15 protein-coding genes and 1 riboswitch are annotated in these 17,154 nt (G+C 64.6%); of the genes, 4 read left to right on the top strand and 11 right to left on the bottom strand.

What is annotated here, in order from left to right; genetic code table 11:
• Window positions 1-949 precede the first annotated feature (949 nt).
• From BM118_RS01545 to BM118_RS01515, 8 genes are all read right to left on the bottom strand, one after another.
• Window positions 950-1,531 carry a hypothetical protein gene (locus BM118_RS01545; protein ID WP_092181290.1) on the bottom strand — a complete coding sequence of 194 codons (582 nt, stop codon included), beginning with the start codon at window positions 1,529-1,531 and terminating at the stop codon, window positions 950-952.
• 60 nt (window positions 1,532-1,591) lie between these two features.
• Window positions 1,592-2,602: a DUF6925 family protein gene (locus BM118_RS01540; protein WP_092181287.1), complete on the bottom strand. Its 1,011-nt coding sequence runs from the start codon at window positions 2,600-2,602 to the stop codon at window positions 1,592-1,594.
• A gap of 22 nt (window positions 2,603-2,624) precedes the next feature.
• Window positions 2,625-4,703: a TonB-dependent receptor plug domain-containing protein gene (locus tag BM118_RS01535; protein ID WP_441299748.1), complete on the bottom strand. Its 2,079-nt coding sequence runs from the start codon at window positions 4,701-4,703 to the stop codon at window positions 2,625-2,627.
• A gap of 111 nt (window positions 4,704-4,814) precedes the next feature.
• A riboswitch (cobalamin riboswitch) is annotated at window positions 4,815-5,028 on the bottom strand.
• Window positions 5,029-5,093: 65 nt separating this feature from the next.
• Window positions 5,094-5,315 (bottom strand): hypothetical protein, encoded by a 222-nt coding sequence (locus tag BM118_RS01530; RefSeq protein WP_092181281.1) that lies wholly within the window; start codon window positions 5,313-5,315, stop codon window positions 5,094-5,096.
• Between the two features lie 87 nt (window positions 5,316-5,402).
• Complete coding sequence (locus BM118_RS41085) at window positions 5,403-5,660, bottom strand: hypothetical protein (RefSeq protein ID WP_177233938.1); 258 nt, start codon at window positions 5,658-5,660, stop codon at window positions 5,403-5,405.
• A 140-nt stretch (window positions 5,661-5,800) separates the two neighbouring features.
• Entirely contained in the window at window positions 5,801-6,013 is a 213-nt protein-coding gene (locus tag BM118_RS41080) for a hypothetical protein (RefSeq protein ID WP_177233937.1), read from the bottom strand.
• Between the two features lie 153 nt (window positions 6,014-6,166).
• Window positions 6,167-6,343 carry a hypothetical protein gene (locus BM118_RS41075; protein WP_177233936.1) on the bottom strand — a complete coding sequence of 59 codons (177 nt, stop codon included), beginning with the start codon at window positions 6,341-6,343 and terminating at the stop codon, window positions 6,167-6,169.
• A gap of 105 nt (window positions 6,344-6,448) precedes the next feature.
• A complete protein-coding gene (locus BM118_RS01515) occupies window positions 6,449-8,185 on the bottom strand; it encodes an adenylate/guanylate cyclase domain-containing protein (protein WP_177233935.1) in 1,737 nt (578 codons plus the stop codon).
• 323 nt (window positions 8,186-8,508) lie between these two features.
• Between BM118_RS01515 and BM118_RS01510 the strand changes: the two genes are divergently transcribed.
• A complete protein-coding gene (locus BM118_RS01510) occupies window positions 8,509-10,695 on the top strand; it encodes a lytic transglycosylase domain-containing protein (RefSeq protein WP_177233934.1) in 2,187 nt (728 codons plus the stop codon).
• Window positions 10,696-10,779: 84 nt separating this feature from the next.
• Here BM118_RS01510 and BM118_RS42110 read toward each other — a convergent pair whose 3' ends face one another.
• Window positions 10,780-10,944: a hypothetical protein gene (locus tag BM118_RS42110; protein ID WP_244550031.1), complete on the bottom strand. Its 165-nt coding sequence runs from the start codon at window positions 10,942-10,944 to the stop codon at window positions 10,780-10,782.
• Window positions 10,945-11,343: 399 nt separating this feature from the next.
• A complete protein-coding gene (locus tag BM118_RS01500) occupies window positions 11,344-11,739 on the bottom strand; it encodes a hypothetical protein (RefSeq protein ID WP_244550030.1) in 396 nt (131 codons plus the stop codon).
• Window positions 11,740-12,424: 685 nt separating this feature from the next.
• On the opposite strand from BM118_RS01500, the gene BM118_RS01485 reads away from it, so the two are divergent.
• The 3 genes from BM118_RS01485 to BM118_RS01475 all read left to right on the top strand — a co-directional run bounded on the left by BM118_RS01485 (window position 12,425) and on the right by BM118_RS01475 (window position 15,995).
• Window positions 12,425-14,860 (top strand): PAS domain S-box protein, encoded by a 2,436-nt coding sequence (locus tag BM118_RS01485; RefSeq protein WP_177233933.1) that lies wholly within the window; start codon window positions 12,425-12,427, stop codon window positions 14,858-14,860.
• Entirely contained in the window at window positions 14,857-15,522 is a 666-nt protein-coding gene (locus tag BM118_RS01480; RefSeq protein ID WP_092181269.1) for a response regulator transcription factor, read from the top strand. The genes BM118_RS01485 and BM118_RS01480 overlap by 4 nt, the downstream gene beginning before the upstream one ends.
• An 86-nt stretch (window positions 15,523-15,608) precedes the next feature.
• Window positions 15,609-15,995, top strand: coding sequence for a response regulator transcription factor (locus BM118_RS01475; protein WP_177233932.1), 387 nt, complete (start codon window positions 15,609-15,611; stop codon window positions 15,993-15,995).
• Window positions 15,996-16,073: 78 nt separating this feature from the next.
• Here BM118_RS01475 and BM118_RS01470 read toward each other — a convergent pair whose 3' ends face one another.
• A complete protein-coding gene (locus BM118_RS01470) occupies window positions 16,074-17,045 on the bottom strand; it encodes a tripartite tricarboxylate transporter substrate binding protein BugD (protein ID WP_177233931.1) in 972 nt (323 codons plus the stop codon).
• Between the last annotated feature and the right edge of the window lie 109 nt (window positions 17,046-17,154).

The raw sequence follows: 17,154 nt of genomic DNA, 5'->3' as shown, positions 1-17,154 counted from the left end.
TGACGGAGTATGAGGCATCGACTTCGTCCTCCAAATACAACTGTCATTCCCCGCGAAGGCGGGGAATCCAGTACGCTGCGACCTCTCGGCTGAACCAAATCTGTCTCGGAGTCCTGGATCGCCCGGTCAAGCCGGGCGATGACAGCGAGCAGTTGGATGCAGACACGCCTTCGCAGCCTCGCGGCGCAATTCGCCCGAGCTTTGCTTCATCTCCTCACCCTCTTGTCCAAGAGGGCGCAGGGAAGGCCGGGTGCTGACCTGGCACCCGCGGTCTGCTGCGCGAAAGGCACACGCAGAAAACCGCACAGCAGCATACAGGTGTAGCCAATCACTCGGCCTTCCCTGCGCAGTGGTTGGACGGCTTATGCCGTGCTCTCCCGGGAGCCGAGTTCGTTCTGGCCTCCCTCGCTTTTGCGGAATTCGCCGGCATCGCGCCGGTTGACGCGACTGCCGCCTCCGCAAGAGCTTGACCGTAGCAACGACGGCCAGGACCACACGGTTTTGCCGTACGCACGGCCCGCCATTTCGCCGCGGTTTTTCCAGCCCTGTCGACCGAGCCGGAAACCTGCTGGCGAGACGAACCTGACAGCGCCGCTCGTCTGGCGCGAAGCCTTGGGGCTCACGGAGAGCAATCCGCCCTGCCCTTGGCCTCTCGCGCCCGACGCTGCCGCGTCCACCGCAAGCCCGGCTCGCGAAAATGACGACCACATGATCGCCCCTCAAGGATGAGCCGGGATGGGCGACACATACGACAAATCCGAATTTCGGTAAAATGGAATATTTCTGTGAAAGGGGATTGACCGATCGCGGGGGTGTCTTGCCCGTCGGGCAACGCAAGGTCTCGTAGCCCGGATGAGCGAAGCGACATCCGGGGCCTTGCCACCAGCCATAGCGGTCCCGGGTATCGCTGCGCTCACCCGGGCTACGTGAAAGCGGAATGCCCCAGCGCTCAGGCCGACATCGCCCCCTTGCGCCCGAACGGATCGACCAGGCGGACGATCTCGCAGGCGGCGACGAGGCCGGCGAGCCAGACCGCGCTGGTCAGCCCAATCCGCGCCACGATGGCCGCGGTGAAGGCCCCCTCTCCGCCGAGGACCGGCGTCGCGGCAAGCAGCACGAGCTCATAGGCCGCGTAGGCGGCGACGAATGTGATCGCCAGCATCAGCGGCGTGCGGCCCTGCGGCAGCATACGAAGGATCGCCGATGAGGCTGCGGTCGCGACGAGCGCAGCGGCGCCAATGACAAAGCCCCAGGCGATCGTGCTGCCATCGATCGGATAGTGCAGCGCGCCGAAGCCGATGCTCTGGTTCACGAGCCACGCGCCGGTGACGACGAGCAGCGCCTGACGCAGCGGCAGCATTGCGGCCGCAACGACGGCGAAGGCCGCAAACGGCGTCGCGCAGGCCAGCGCGAAGCTCGCGAGTGCGCATGACACCGTCAGCAGCGCAAAGCCGAACATCGGTGCAAGGCGCGGCGCGACCGGATGGAGCCGGAAGCGGTCGGCGTGTGGCGGCAGGATAGTGACAGTCATGGAACGATCTCCTTGTGGGATTGTAGCACATCTTTGCGGGAACGCGGCAGCACGTCTGGCTCAGTGAAGGGCCTCCATGGGGTCTTCGGTCTCGGGAGGATTGCGCGGGTCGTACATGGCAAGCCAGGCGGCGAGTGCCGGCGCGCGCGGTTCCAGCTCCATCAACTGCCGCACGGCCACCCGAATGGTGGCGCGCGCCGTGCGATCGGATGGGACCGTCACCGTCTCAGGTCCCCGGCCGGCCGCCACGGCCTCGACAACACCTCGCTTGAATGCCGTCAGTTCCGGCAGCCCGTAGCGTTCAAGCACGGCCTGAAAGGCAGCATGATGGTCCGGCTGAAACGCGCGCTTGCGGCCGAGCTGATCGCGGAGCGGATGGGCCGGATAGAGATGCGCGCAAGGACTCCAGCCCTCGGGCAGCGGCTCGGTCGCAGCATGGGTGCGGCCATGCGCGAGCAGTTTTGGCAGGACATGGGTGTGCGGACCGTCAGGGCTTCGCCCGCCCGACGGCGGGATCGGCTGGAACACTTCGGCCCGTCCCAGCCTGCTGATGAAAACGCGGTGCGGATTGGCGGCGAGGATGATCCGCATGGCATCGCTCTGCTGCGCGAACACGGATTGTCCCGCGCGGCGCCTCAATGCGGCGACGACGTCGGCGTCGCCGACCCGGATGCAGGCGTCGATCTGCAATGCGCCAAGGCCAAGATCGAACAGGATGCCATCGCGATCCCGTCGGCGCAGCGCCTCGCGGTCTGGACCGATTTCGGCCAACTCTGTGCGCCTGCTCATGGCACTTGCCTCGTGCGGGAGGCAGAGTGCGACGCGATGGCTCCAGCTCTCGGTGGTCGGCGACTCCGACGCAATCAGGCGCAGGTCCGGATGGGAGACGATGCGTATCCCGCCCTTGTCCGTCGCGACACTGGTCCTGTCGCGAGACCGCTCGATCTCGAAGGCCTCGCCGGGCTCACGCGTGAACTCGGCGATGACCCCGAATGAGCCGATGCTCCAGCCGGCCTCGGCATCGGCAAGCTGGCCTGCGAGCAAGTCCATGAGCGGATCGGCTGTCGTCATGTGATGGCTCCCATGATCCCTGCTATCTTACGCCAAAGCTCGCCATGCGGATGCCGCCGAACACACCGAGCCCGGGCGCGAGGAAGCCGGTCGGATTCTGGTAGTGCGTGTTGAAGAGATTATCGACCCGCGCGAACAGCTTGACCTGGTCGTTGAGTGCATAGTCTCCGCGCAGATTGACGAGCGTGTAGCCGGGCGCCGTGATGCCCGACACCGATCCGTCCCGCGTGACGTCGCGCCAGTCGCTGACGTGGAGCACGGTCGCCGACAGCGTGAGCGGATCGATCGGTTTCCAGGTCGCGGTCGCGCTCCACTTTTCCTTCGGCCGGCGCAGCAACTGCAATCCGGTGCCGGCATCGACGGCGCGGGTGAAGGTGTAATCGGCGCGGATACCAAAACGCTCGGTGATTTGCGCCCAGACGAAGCTCTCGGTGCCCTCGGTCGTGGCGAGATTCACGTTCGCGTAGGACGTGAAGGTTGCGTTGGTGGTGATGAGGTCGGTGATGCTGTTGTGGAAGTAGGTCGAGCCGAACCTGATGCGGTTGTCGAACAGCGGCTGCTCGAAGCCGAAATCGTAGCCTTCGCTCTGCTCCGGCTTCAGGTTTGGATTGCCGAAGAAGCCGAAATCGGGAAAGTTCTGGTAGAGCTCGCTGAGCGTCGGTGCCTTGAAGCCGGTGCCGTAGCTCGCCTTCAGCTTGGTCTCGGTCACGGGCACGATCAGCGCCGGCGCGACGCGGTAGGTCGCGTGCTCGCCGAACTGGTCGTTGTGATCGTTGCGGACATTGGCGACCAGGAAGAAGCGCTTTGCGAATTCCGACTGCAATTCGATGAAGCTGGCCTTGTTGCCGTTCTCGGCCGCAAAGCCCGTGGTGTCGATCCGCTCGGTCTGCTGCTCGGCGCCGAACACCAGATTGTTGCCCCGCGCGAGCGCGACGACGCTGTGCCAGTCATATTTGATGCGTTCGCCGGTCGTGATGGTCGAGACGAGGTCGGCCGGGCCGATATCGTCGCTGCGCAGATTGGCGTAATTCACAGCGAAATAGCTCTTGATGCGGCCGTCGAGCACCGACCAGACCGCCTCGTCGCGATTGAAGAGCTGATGCACGCCGTGCCGGCTCTGCGTCGCGTTCGGCACGCTGGGAAAGCCGCCGTCGCCGGTGAACAGCAGCGTCGCATCGGTGTAACGGACCACGCTGTTGACCGACCAGTTCTCGTCGATGTCGAGCCCGAGCTTGGTCGAGTAGGTCATGTTGTCGTAGTTGTTGCCGTTGGCCTTCCGTCCCGGCGGCAGCAATTGCAGCGGCGTGACCGGGACGTCGCCGGCATGGAAATGCGCGACGCTGAGCGCATAGTTGAAATTGTCCTGCGCGCCGCTGAGGCCCGCGGTCTGGTTGAAGGTGTTGAACGATCCGGTCTCGATCGAGGCGGTCGCGCGCGGCGGCCCCTCGCCTTTCCGGGTCATGATCGAGATCACGCCGCCGATCGCGTCCGAGCCGTAGAGGCCGCTCTGCGGACCTCGCAGCACTTCGAGCTGCTGGATGTCGGCGGTCAACAGATGCGCGAAATCGAAGGCGCCGTTCGCCGTCGAGGGATCGCCGACATCGATGCCGTCGACGAACACCTTGGTGTGATTGGAGTTGGTGCCGCGCATGAACACCGAGCTCTGTCCGCCCGGACCGCCGGTCTGGACCACGTTCAGCCCCGGCACGGTGTTCAGCACGTCGGGAACGGTGCGATATTGCTGGGTCTGGATGTCCTTCTCGGTCACGACGGTGACCGAGATCGCGACCTGCCCTGCCGGCGTCGCAACGCCGGTCGGGCTGATCACGAGCGGCGATGCAAGGCTTGGTGCTGCGGACGTGGCGACGACCGGCGGCGCCGGCTGGCGCGCCTCGCGCTGCTGGCGTGACCTCGGCCGGGAGGGCGGCGACTGCACGGCGCCTGCCGGCGGCTTGGGCGATGCAACCTCGACCGGAGGTAGCAGATCCGGTGACGCCGATTGCTGCGCGAAGGCGGTGGACGGATCGAGTGGGTACAGGGAGACGAACGCGAACAGGCCGGCGCTGAGGCGCCTGGCGGCAGAGACAATACGGGACACAATTGTAACCTCGGTATGACGTCAGTGGCACGTCACAGCGAACGAGGCTTTACGGCGGAGCGATCGATTGCTCCGGTGAAGCTAATGCCTGTACTCCCCGACCGACATCTTCGCGTGTGACCACGGCTGACGGCAGGTCTCCTGGCTCGCGGGTCGTTACCTTACGTCGCCTTCCCAGGACCGAGATTCCCAGTGGCATATGACGAAAGATTCACCGCTTACAGTTGCGGGGGCAGCCGTGGCGTTGGGACAATCCCGGCGTCGGGACAATCTCGCACCACGTTCCCTTTTGATCTCCGTGAGGAGAACCGTCACTGATCAATCTAGGGGGCGAGCATATGGAGAGTCAATCGACCGCTGGAACGATGAGCTGCAAACGCGAGGCAAACACAATCAGACAGGCTTCCGCGCCGCGCGCGTCGTGACCACCGCCCGCTCGCCGGCATCGACGAGCTGACCGATGCCGGTCCGGCCTGCCAGCGCGCAGCGGATGATGTTCTCGGCGACCGACCTGCGGAACGCATGATCCTCGCCTGCGGGCCGATTGCGGCAAATCCGATCCAGCGCCAGCTTCATGTTGATCCGTGTGCGGGTGTCGAAATGCTCGCTGATCATTCGCGCGGCCTCGATCGATGATGTTGGGGCGGAAGCGTCCGACGATCGGCCGGGTTCCCGAACGGGATCGGGCAATGTGCCGGCCGTCTAGGTACGGCCTCTCGGGCGCTGCGTCTGGGCCCAGGCCGCAGTGACGTCGCGCGGCGGGATGTCGATGCGCCTGATCGGCGTCAATTCGCCTGATGCGGAGATGATCGCGGTCTCCTCGCGGCGACAGCGCGGGCACACGAAGCGGACCTCGCTCGGGGACGTCGACCAGCTCGAGCGTTTGACGTTGGCCGCCATCGGCCATGCGTCGCACTGCGAGCACGACACCAGAAACCGGCCGGGATCGAGCATACCCATTCCAACGGACTCCGCGTCCTGCCTGCTCCTACCAATGATTATGTCAGGGGAATCGTTCCGGTGTCCCGACACCGTCAGCCCCTCGATGCCCGAGGGACCGGCGATCCCCAGCCCTCAGGCTTCTCCAAACCGCTGGCCGCTCAGTGCGCGCCCTTGAGCGTGCAGGACGTGGTACAGGTGACCGTGTTGCCATGGTCGCACGCCTTGCAGGCGGCCACACACTGGTTCATGTCGCGGGGATTGTAAGAGCTGTAGTTCCGCACCGGGCAGGCTGCGGTCGAGCCGGTGATGTCCTGCTCCTGATTGCAGGCCGCCGTCATGAGCGCGAGGATGATCACCGCAAGAAGACGCATGGGATTGCCCCGTAAGACACCGGCAAAGCAACATCAGCGGGACGCGCTGCATCGCAGCGAGCCCCGGCATTCCCACCGCGAGCCATCGCGAATCGCGACGCTCACGCCCTCAAAGGATGCGTGTCAAATGTTAAGAACGGATTGCAGCCGCCTTCAGGCCGCAGCCTTGGCCGCGACGGCGGCCCGCGTCTCGCTCGCCAGCTGGTAGTAGCGCTCGGCGAGCTTGAGATAGAATTCGCGCTTGGTGCTGTCGGTGGCGAGCTTGGCGATCAGCTCGCATTCAGCCGTGAGCGTCTCGAACCGCTCCAGCCTGTCCTCAAGTTCTGTCATCGGCGTGTCCCCATCAAACGCCTCAAGGGACGACCAACCTAAGCCCGGGAAATAGGTCACGGCGAACATCGTTATCGAGTAGAATCATTTTTTCCCGCGCGGGGCTTACTTCTGCTCCAGCCGCCAGGCGCCGTCCCACCCCTCGTCCGGCGGATTGGCCTCGAATTGCGCGATGCGGGCGAGCAGCGTGCGCGAGGGACCGTCGCCGGGGACGGCTTCGAGCGCCGCGTTGAAAGCGGCGCGGGCCTCGTCGAAGCGGCGGGCGCGATAGGCCGCGAGACCTTCGGCATAGTGCGTGCGCAAGTCGTCCTGCGCGGCGGTGAGCGTGCCGGCCCTCGCCATCACCTCGAAGATCGCCTGCGGCGCGCTCTGGCCGGCGACCGCCAGACGATCGATCTCGCGGAATTCGAGGCGCTCGCCGATCGCATCCGCCGTCGCCTGCGCGATCAGGATGCGGGTGCCGTAGACCTTGTTGACGGCCTCGAGCCGCGAAGCGAGGTTCACGGCATCGCCCATCACGGTGAAGCTCATCATCAGCTCGGAGCCGATGCTGCCGGTGAGAACCTCGCCGGTGGCGATGCCGATGCGCAGGTCGCACGGCGCGGGCATGGCGCGGATGCCGAGCAGATCGGGCAATTGCTTCTGGAGCGCGGGCACCTGGTCGGCCATGTCGATGGCGGCACAGCCGGCCAGGAGTGCGGGCTCGTCCTCCTCGATGAAGGGCGGGCCCCAATAGGCCATGATGGCATCGCCGATATATTTGTCGATGACGCCGCGATTGCTCCGGATCGGGACCGACATCACCGTGAAATAGTGGTTCATCACCTTGACGAGGCCGCGCGGGGTCATGCCCTCGCTCATCGAGGTGAAGCCGCTCATGTCGCAGAACATGATGGTCATCACCCGGCGCTGGCCGTCGATGGCAACCTCCGGCCGGTCGATCAGGCCCTGCACCACCTTGGGATCGATGTAGCGGCCAAACGTCTCGCGGATGCGCTCGTTGTGGCGCAACTGCTCGATCATGCGGTTGAAGGCGGCCGCGAGCTCGCCGATCTCGTCCTGGGTCGAGACGGCGATGGTCTTGTCGAAGCGCCCGGCCTCGACCTCGCGTGTGCCGGCGAGCAACAGCCGCACCGGCCGCGTGATGCCGCCGGACACCAGCAGCGCAAAGGCAAATCCGACAGTTGCGGCGAGCAAGGTCACGATGCCCGAAATGACGATTGCCTGCCGCTGGTGACCGATCACCTGCGACGTCGCGGCGAAGACCTGCTTCAGCATGTCGGCGCGGATTGCATCGATCTTCTGGTTGAACTGGTCGCGGACGGCGTCGATGTGCTCCAGCGTGCCGCGAGCCTCCGGCATCTGCTTGGCATCGACCTGCTTGAGGAGCTTTGCGTGGTCCTCGTTCATGTCGCGGCGCAGCTCGCTGACCGCGGTTTCGATGCGGATCTCGATCCGCGCCAGCGCGGCATTGTCGGACGGCGTCCTCGGGTCGTCGATGATCACGTTGATGAGCTTGCGTGCGCCCTCGGCCTCCTCCTCGATCTTGCGGTCCGCCTCCTCGAACTCGCGCAGGCGCGCCGTATAGGCCTCCTCGTCCGAGGACGGCTGCATCCTCATCATGATCATCCGCCGGAGCGCGACCGACCGCTCCAGCGAGCGGATGTTGGCGCGCGCCAGATCGCCATAGGCCGGGATGTAGCGGTTGGTCAGCTCGTCAAGAAGGACTCCGACCTGGCTCGACATCACCATCGACAGGATCGAGGTGACCAGCATCAGGACGATCAATCCGAGGGCGATGCCGACGATCTTGCGCCGGATCGACTGGTTGAAAATCGGCATAGGCTCGGGGCAAAGGCTGAAAGGACAGGTCGGGGAACTCAATACACCGGATTTCAGCCCGGGAACACGCGCAATCTGGCCCTCACGACGTCCTGGACCGTGCGCAACCGTCGCGCGAGCCCTATTCGTTAACAAAGGTTAAAGGCCGGCTCTATCCCCCGTTGCAAGAGTTCCCGTGCTCCATCCGTATTTTGCCGCATTGTTGCGACAGCGTGACAAATGCGAAACGATGCCGTGGCATCGTTTTCGACGCGACTTTGATTCTCGAGCCGCATGTCGTCGCGGACTTTGGTTTGTACTGGTTTCGCAGGGGGGACCACGGAATGAACCAGTGCCTACGCTCGCTCGCGTGTGTCGTTGCCGTGGCCGCCTTGGCTCTCCTTCCGACGGAGCTGGCGGCGAAGAACAGTCACAAACCGTCCGCGTCGAAGAAGACGCATGAGGCGAAGGCCGGCAAGCAGCGCCATGCCGCGGCGAAATCGCGTCACGGCAAGCACGCCGAGGCGAAGCGCAAGTCGAAGAAGCAGGACGACGAGCCGTCAGACAAGCCGGCGCTCCCGCCGCTGACCGGCGACCTCGCCGCACTCAAGGACGCGATCGATCTCGCGCGCAAGGGCAAGACCGATGACGCGGGCGCGGCGCGCGACCGCATCGCTGACCCCGCCGGCCAGAAGCTCGCCGACTGGTTCATGCTGCGCCATTCCGAGAGCACCGCGAATTTCAAACGCTACGCCGCCTTCCTCGCCGCCAATCCGGACTGGCCGAGCAGCGCGCTTCTGCGCCGGCGCGCCGAGGCGCGGCTGTGGCAGGAGAAGACCGACGCGGCCACCGTACACAAATTCACCATGGACCGCCCGACCAGCGCCAAGGGCAAGTTCGCGCTCGCCCGCGTGCTGCTCGCCGAAGGCGACGCCGACAGGGCTGCCCGTCTCGTCCGCGAGGCCTGGCGCACGGACGAATTGTCGGAGCGCAGCGAGGAAGATTCCTACGAGGCGTTCCGCGATCTCCTCACCGCCGACGACCATCGCGCCCGCATGGACAAGCGGCTCGGCGCCAAGGACTATGCCGGCGCAAGGCGCGTTGCAAAACGGCTCGGCGAGGACGCGCTCGCGATCGTCAAGGCCTGCGCCGCCGTCACCGGCAAGGCCAACAAGGCCAAGGATTATCTCGATGACGTGTCGACCGAGGCGCGCCGCGATCTCGGCTATGTGCTGTGCCGCGCGCAATGGCATCTCCAGAAGGACCGCATCGACGACGCGGCCGAGGTGATTTTGGCCGCCGCGCCCGACACCATGGCGGCGCAGGACACCGACGCCTGGTGGCGCGAGCGTCGTTTGCTGGCGCGAAAACTGCTCGACCAGGGCAAGTCCAGGACCGCTTACGACGTGGTGCGCGCGGCGGCCGTGCCGGCGATGGAGGTCTATCGCGTCGACTACCACTTCATGTGCGGCTGGATCGCGCTGCGCTATCTCGACGATCCCAGGACGGCGATGATGCACTTCGCCGCGATCGACGAAGGCTCGGCCAATCCGCTCGCGCTGTCGCGCGCCCATTACTGGCGCGGCCGCGCCGCGGAAGCGATGGGGGCGACGGCCGACGCGCGCCAGAGCTATCAAGCGGCGGCGCGCTACCCGACCGCCTATTACGGTCAGCTCGCCCGCGCCAGGCTCGGCCTCGACCGCATCGAGCTGCGCCCGCCCTCGCCCGTGCTGGCCGCAGCCGACACGCAGGCCCTGGATGAGCGCGTGCGCGCGGCCGACATGCTCTATGGTGTCGGCGAGCGCGACACGGCGTTCTACTACGCCGAGGATTTTGCCAAGGAGAGCACCGACGTTGCCGCCCTCGAAGGCCTCGGCGAGCTGGCCGGACGGCGCAACGATGCGCGCGTCATGCTGGAGGTGGGCAAGTCGGCGCTGGCGCGCGGGCTCGCACTCGACCATTACGCCTTCCCGACCATCGGCATCCCCGAGCACAAGCAGGTCGCGCCCGCGATCGAGACCAGCGTGATCTATTCGGTGGCGCGCACCGAAAGCTCGTTCGACCAGCGCGACAAGTCGCCCGCCAATGCGGTCGGCCTGATGCAGGTGACGCCGGAAGCCGGGCGCGACACCGCAAAGCGCTTCGGCCTGACCTATGACTGGGACAGGATGGTCTCCGATCCCGTCTACAACACGCAGATGGGGGCAGCCGAGCTCAGCGCGCTGTTGTCGGAATATCGCGGCAACCAGATCATGACCTTCGCCGGCTACAATGCCGGCCGCGGCCGTGTCCGCGAATGGGTGCAGGCGCGCGGCGACCCCAGGGATCCCAAGGTCGATCCGGTCGACTGGGTCGAGCGCATCCCGCTGTCGGAGACGCGCAATTACGTCCAGCGCGTGATGGAGAACGTGCTGGTCTACCGTGCGCGGTTCGAGAGCAGCGGCATGGTCGCCGCGAAATCCGAGCAGCGCGTCACGACGCAGGAAGTGAGCGCGGCACCAACGGCATCGGCCGCAGCCCCCTCGCCCTAGCCTCGCGACCGCCGGGGCTGGACGCGGCGTGGGGCTGGACGCGGTGACTGCGGCCGACGATTCTGCGCGGCCTGCGTCGTTCAGCTAGCCGTCACCTCCTTCCGTGGTCAGAAGGTCGTGGGCGCGCAGATATGCCTCGGTCAGCGAGCGCGAGAGCGCGCCCATCTGCATCATCCAGCTCCAGCTCGAGATCGCCGTCAGCACCGCCATCGCCTCGAGCGTGCTGCGGTAGGGCCACAGCAGTTCCATGGCCGTCTGCTGATCTCGACGGTAGCAATCCTGGTCGCAATAACGCTCTTGCTTGGACACGTGCCGGACGTAACTCGAACCCAGCGGCCGGGCGCACGCGCTGCAGACGGCGCCGTGGCAGGGACGTTCCTGATTGACGAGCATGAATCTCAATGCCGTGTCCTCTCCTGCCGGCAGGCGCGCCCCCGCCGATGCGTCTCGCCCACCTGTCTGCTCAAGATGCCGCGCGCGTACGTCCCCCGATCAACGGTGCTGCTTCGTGATGAAGCGCGTAGCATTCGTAACCGCAGTAGGGCAGCAGCGTCCTGACATCGCGCAAGTAGCTGCCGCTGATCTCCTCGCAGCACCATAGACAGAACGTCTTCCGGAAAGGGGTCCGGCCGTTCACCAGTATGAACCTCACGTGGCACCTCCGAGCGCGAAGCAGTAGACCGTGTCGACCAGAGAGGCGGATGGCGGCGGGGCGCAAAGATGGTTGCGGCCGTCGGGATTATCTCTGTGTCGCTCCACCTTCTGGGACGGGATGAGGATGTACTTTCCGTCTTCCCGGCGCCGTGCGTAGATCCTGCCGTCGACGTACCGTATCTCTGTCGGATAGCAATCCGCGCTGTTGCAGCAACTCAGCACCGGATTGTCGGGCATGTGCCAGCCCGAATAGAACTTCTCGTGCAGGAGCTGATCCTGGGGCGGATGATGACGATGTGCATCCTGTCCAGGCTCCTCGGCCTCCGCTCCGGTCATCGACGAAAGCGACAGCGCGATCGTCAAGAGGAGCTTGCAAGCACGGTTCAGCACGCGGCCTCCCGTTCAGAACCGCGGACTTCACGCCGCCTGAAATCGAAACAGCCATCGGCGGTCGCGCTCGCGGCGCGCCCTGAAGCGATCGAGACACCTTCTGGAGCACAGCGGCGTTCGCCAGGAATAATATCGGATCAGGCCAAACTTGCCGTTACAGACAGCGCAGCCCTTTACAACGGTACCGCGCTCGGAGTGTTCAGGGCTATCGCACATCATGCTCTCCTCCTGTCTTATGATTGTGGCTGCGCTCGTGCGCTGGTCCACGGCCATCCACGCTCGTTATTGAAAATGCGGCCTCTCAATCGCGACCCGCCAATCATGCGGCAACTCGGAGCAACGGACGCAGAGCTTGACTCTATGAGCAGCACATCGAGCTAATCGCCAGCTTGTGCCTTGCATATCGCGTCCCCTCGATTGGTCGTGAGATTAATCCGCACGCAACGGACCGCTCAATTGTACGGAAGTAAATGTGCGCCATGATTAGGGATGCGCGAGCTATACGTAGGTTTGTCCCGTAGTTTTCCGGCCCTTCGCAGCGCCTTCAACGAGACGGCGCAAAGCCGGCAGGCTGCACGGCGACCGCGAGTTTCGGTGAGCTGATTCCACTTTAGTCGGAAGGAATTGCTCCCCTTGTTGCAAAGTGCTCTACTTGCCTTGGCCCCAGCGAGCCGGGACGCCTGCGATGATGCCTGGCCAGATCGCGAAATTTGGGAATTCGGCCGCACAATTCCTGCTCGGCGGCCTTGCGGCGCTTCGATCGTTCGGCAATGGCGAGAAGGACGAGCCCGCGGTCGCAGACGACTCGCGGCAAGACGCCGTCGATCTGCGCGACGCCGTGAGGCAGTGGCATGAGGTGTTCGAGCACAATCCGGTCATGTATTTCATGGTCGATCCGGCCGGAACAGTGCTCAACGTCAATACGTTCGGCGCCGCACAACTGGGCTACACGGCGGCTGAGCTGATTGGCCAGTCCGTGCTCAACGTCTTCTTCGAGGAGGACCACGACTTCGTCCGCCGATGCGTGGCGCAGTCCCTGGAAACCCTGGACCAGTCGCATACCTGGGAGATTCGCAAGTTCCGGAAGGACGGCTCAGTCCTTTGGGTCCGTGAAAACGCCAAGGCGATGCTGCGCGGCGACGGAACGCCGATCGTGCTGGTTGCCTGCGAAAACATCACCCAGCGCAAGGAAGCGGAGGACGCCCTGCGGCAGAGCGAGGCCTACCTCGCCCAGGCGCAGGAACTGAGCCGCACCGGCAGCTTCGGCCTGAACGTCGCGACAGGCGCGATCGTCTGGTCAAGGGAGACCTTTCGCATCTTCCAGTGTGACCTGGCGGTGAAGCCGACCTTGGATTTTGTCTTCCAGCGCATCCATCCGGAGGATCGCGACGCGGTCAGAAGGACCCTCGATCGGGCCTCCCGACGCGCAGAGGATTTCGACCACGAGTATCGCCTGCTGATGCCGGATGGATCAGTCAAATACCTCCATTCCGTGGCGCGCGCGCTGAGACATGGATCCGGGCGCATCGAGTTCGTCGGGGCCGTCACCGATGTCACGGTTGCAAAGGAGTCCGAACAAAGGCTGCGGCGCAGCGAGGCCTATTTGGCCGAGGCCCAGCGGCTCAGCCATACCAGCAGCTGGGCCTGGGATGTGCGCCGTCAGGAGTTTGCATACCGATCGGCCGAACTCTACCGCCTGTTCGGATTTGAGCCGAACCAGATCGATGTACCGGCACGGGCTTTCCAGGAACGTATCCTCCCCGAGGATTTCCAACGGATCGTCGAGGTCGAACGTCAGGCCCTCCGGCGAAAGGAACCCTTCGAAATCGACTTTCGCATTGCGCGCCCAGACGGCTCGATACGACGAGTCCATACCGAGGGACATCCCGTCGTCGGCAGCGATGGCGAAGTGATGGAAATCATCGGTACCCATGTGGACGTCACCGAGCAGGTCGCCGCAAAGGAAGCGCTTCAAAGGGCATTTGACGAGCTCAAGGCATCCGAGCAGCGATTCCGCGACTATGCGGAAACCGCATCGGACTGGTTTTGGGAGACCGGGCCGGATCACCGTATCACGCAGATGTCGGAACACGCCGATCCGGCCAGTGCTGCGCCGACGGCCCTGATCGGCCTGACGCGTTGGGACATTCCGCCCGATGCCGAGCTCGAGCCCGGAAAGTGGGAGCAGCATCGCGCGACGCTCGACGCCCACCTCCCGTTCCGCGACCTAGTTTACCACGGCAGGGATCGCAACGGCTCTCCAATTTACGTGCGCACCAGCGGCAAGCCCTTGCATGACGCGGACGGTCATTTTCTCGGCTATCGAGGCGTCAGTAGCGATGTAACGGCGGCGATCCGCGCCGAGCAGGCTGAAGAAGCGCTGCGCAAAGCACAAGCCGAGCTCACCCATGTCACGCGCGTCACGACGCTCGGCGAACTCACCGCCTCGATAGCCCACGAAATCACCCAGCCTCTTGCCGCCGTGATCTCCAATGCGGACGCCTGCATGGCTTGGCTCGATCGCGAACCCGCCGACTTGAAGGCCGCGCGCCGTTCCGCCGAATGGATTGTCGAGGACGCCAATCGAGCCAGCGAGGTGATCCGCCGGATCAGGGCGCTCGCGAAGAAGACCGAGATCGAAGTAGTTCCACTCGACATCAACCAAGTCGTCAGGGAGGCGGTGGCGCTCGTTCGGCGCGAGCTCGCGACCCATGGGGTGTCGGTGCGAATGGAGCTGGCGTCCAACCTGCCGAGGATTTGCGGCGACCGGATCCAGCTCCAGCAGGTGCTGATCAACCTGGTGATGAACGGCATCGAAGCCATGCAAGCCAATGTCGACCGCCCGCGCGAACTGGCGATCCGCTCGGGCCGGACGGACGACGACGACGGCGACTGCCTGCTTCTCACCGTGACGGACCGCGGTGTCGGCCTCGGCAAGGACGTCAAGGAACGCATCTTCACTCCCTTCTTCACGACGAAATCGGGCGGTCTGGGAATGGGACTCTCGATCTGCCGATCGATCATCGAGGCTCACGCGGGCCGGCTTTCGGCCTTTCAAAATGAGGGGAGCGGCGCAACACTCCAGATCGCCCTGCCCTTGCCGCACAAGGACACGTCGTGACCGACCATACCAAGCAGGGCCAGGCGAGCGCAGGTGACCCGATCGTCCTGATCGTCGATGATGATCCGTCGATGCGCCGCGCACTGACCAATCTCTTTCAATCGGTCGGCCTTAAGGTCGAGGCCTTCAGTTCAGCGGCGGAGATCATGGAATCCAAACCGCCTGCGGTCCCCAGTTGCCTTGTGCTCGACATCCGCCTGCCAGGATCGAGCGGCCTCGACCTCCAGGCGGACCTCGCCAAGGCCAATATTCACACGCCCATTATTTTTATCACCGGTCATGGCGATATTCCCATGACCGTGAGAGCCATGAAGAGCGGTGCCGTCGATTTTCTGACCAAGCCGGTGCGCGACCAGGACATGCTGGATGCGGTGCAGGCGGCGATCGAGCGGGATCGCAGGCGGCGCGAAGCGGAGAAGTCGATCTCAGGCGTGCGATCCCGTTTCGAGGGGCTGACAGCGCGCGAGCGCGACGTCCTCGCCCTGGTTGCATCCGGCCTGATGAACAAACAGGTCGCCGCCGAACTCGGACTGGCCGAAATCACCGTGAAGATCTATCGCGGGCAGATCATGCGGAAAATGGAGGCGAAGTCATTGGCCGATCTCGTCAGAATGACCGACGCGCTCGGAATCCCGCGCAATAGGGGTCATCTGCAAACCTAAGTATGCTTTCCAATCTCGCTCCAGGGGCCCACTTTCCGTAAGCGGCTGAACCGCGGCCGGCGGCTCCCCGTGCAGGAGCGATCATATTGTCAGTGCCTTCGATCATTTCCGTCATTGATGATGATCCCTCCGTTCGCCTTGCGACGAACAACCTCCTGACGTCGCGAGGATACACGGTCTACACCTTTGGTTCCGCTCACGAATTTCTCCAATCCGCCGAACTGGACACGACCTCTTGCGTGATCGCGGACGTGCAGATGCTGGCCATGAGCGGTGTCGAGCTGTTGACGCATATGCGCAGCCTCGGGCGCATCACGCCCTTCATCTTCATGACGGCTTTTCCCGACGACGCCGTGCGCGACCGCGCGCTGAAGGCCGGCGCGTCCTGCTTTCTCGCGAAGCCGTTTTCCACGCCGGCTCTGCTTCAATGTCTGGAGGCGGCCCTGTCGGGGTCCGGTGAAAGCAAGATGTGACCCGGCCGCGCCTGCCCCTGATCGCTCCTCAGGCCGCGGCGACTTATCGTCGTGACGACATACGTAGGGGCGAGGCGCTCAATCCACCTTGATGTTGGCCGCCTTGATGATCGGCCACCACTTCGCGATCTCCGCCTTCTGGCGGGTGCCGAGCGCTTCGGGCGTGAGCTGATCCTGCGGCGTCATCTCCAGGCCCTGGCTTTCGAGCTGCTTCTTCACGGCGGGATCGTTCAGGGCTTCCACGGCCGCGGCGTTGAGCTTGGCCACGATCTCCTTCGGCGTGCCCTTCGGTACCCACATGCCCGACCACAGCGTCATGTGGAAGCCTTTCAGCCCCGCCTCCTCCGCGGTCGGGATGTCGGGCGCCGAGGGCAGGCGCTTGTCGTCGGTGACGGCGTACGCACGGATGGTGCCGGCGCGGACCTGGTTGATGGAGTTGGAGGTCTGGTCGACGATGACGTCGATCTGGCCGGCGATGAGATCGTTCAGCGCAGGCGCGGTGCCGCGATACGGCACGTATTGCAGCTTGATGCCGCTGACGCTTTCGAAATAGACGCCGGCGATGTGGCTGCCGGAGCCTGCACCGGCCGTACCGGCGGTGGGGGACGACGGGCGCGACTTCAGCCAGTCCAGCAGCTCCTTCAGCGAGGTCGCGGGCACCGCGTTCTTGCTGACCACGATCATCGGATTGCTCGGCAGCAGCACCACCGGCTCGAGATCGGCAACGAGGTCGTATTTGAGCTTATAGACGGCGCCGTTGGCCACATGAGTGCCGAGATGGCCGAACGAGATTGTGTAGCCGTCCGGCGGTGATTGCACGGCGCGGCCGACGCCGATCGAGCCGCCGGCGCCGGTGACGTTCTCGACCACCAGGGGCTGGCCGAGCGTCGTCCGCATCCGTTCGGCGAGCACGCGCGCCATCGCATCCGACGGGCCGCCGGCCGCGAAGGGAACGATGATGGTGATGGGATGCGAGGGATAGTCGTCGGCGCGCGCAGCGCCGGCGAGAGCGAGAATACCGATCAGCCCGGCCCAGACGGCCTTCGCCATTGTGTCCTCCCCAGCAATGTCATTGTTGTTTTTCTTTACCTCTCCCCGCTTGCGGGGAGAGGTCGAATTGCGAAGCAATTCGGGTGAGGGGGTACAGGTCTCACGAATA

This window comes from Bradyrhizobium sp. cf659 (assembly GCF_900113725.1).
GTDB lineage: Bacteria > Pseudomonadota > Alphaproteobacteria > Rhizobiales > Xanthobacteraceae > Bradyrhizobium.
This window is presented reverse-complemented; position numbering and strand designations above follow the sequence as displayed.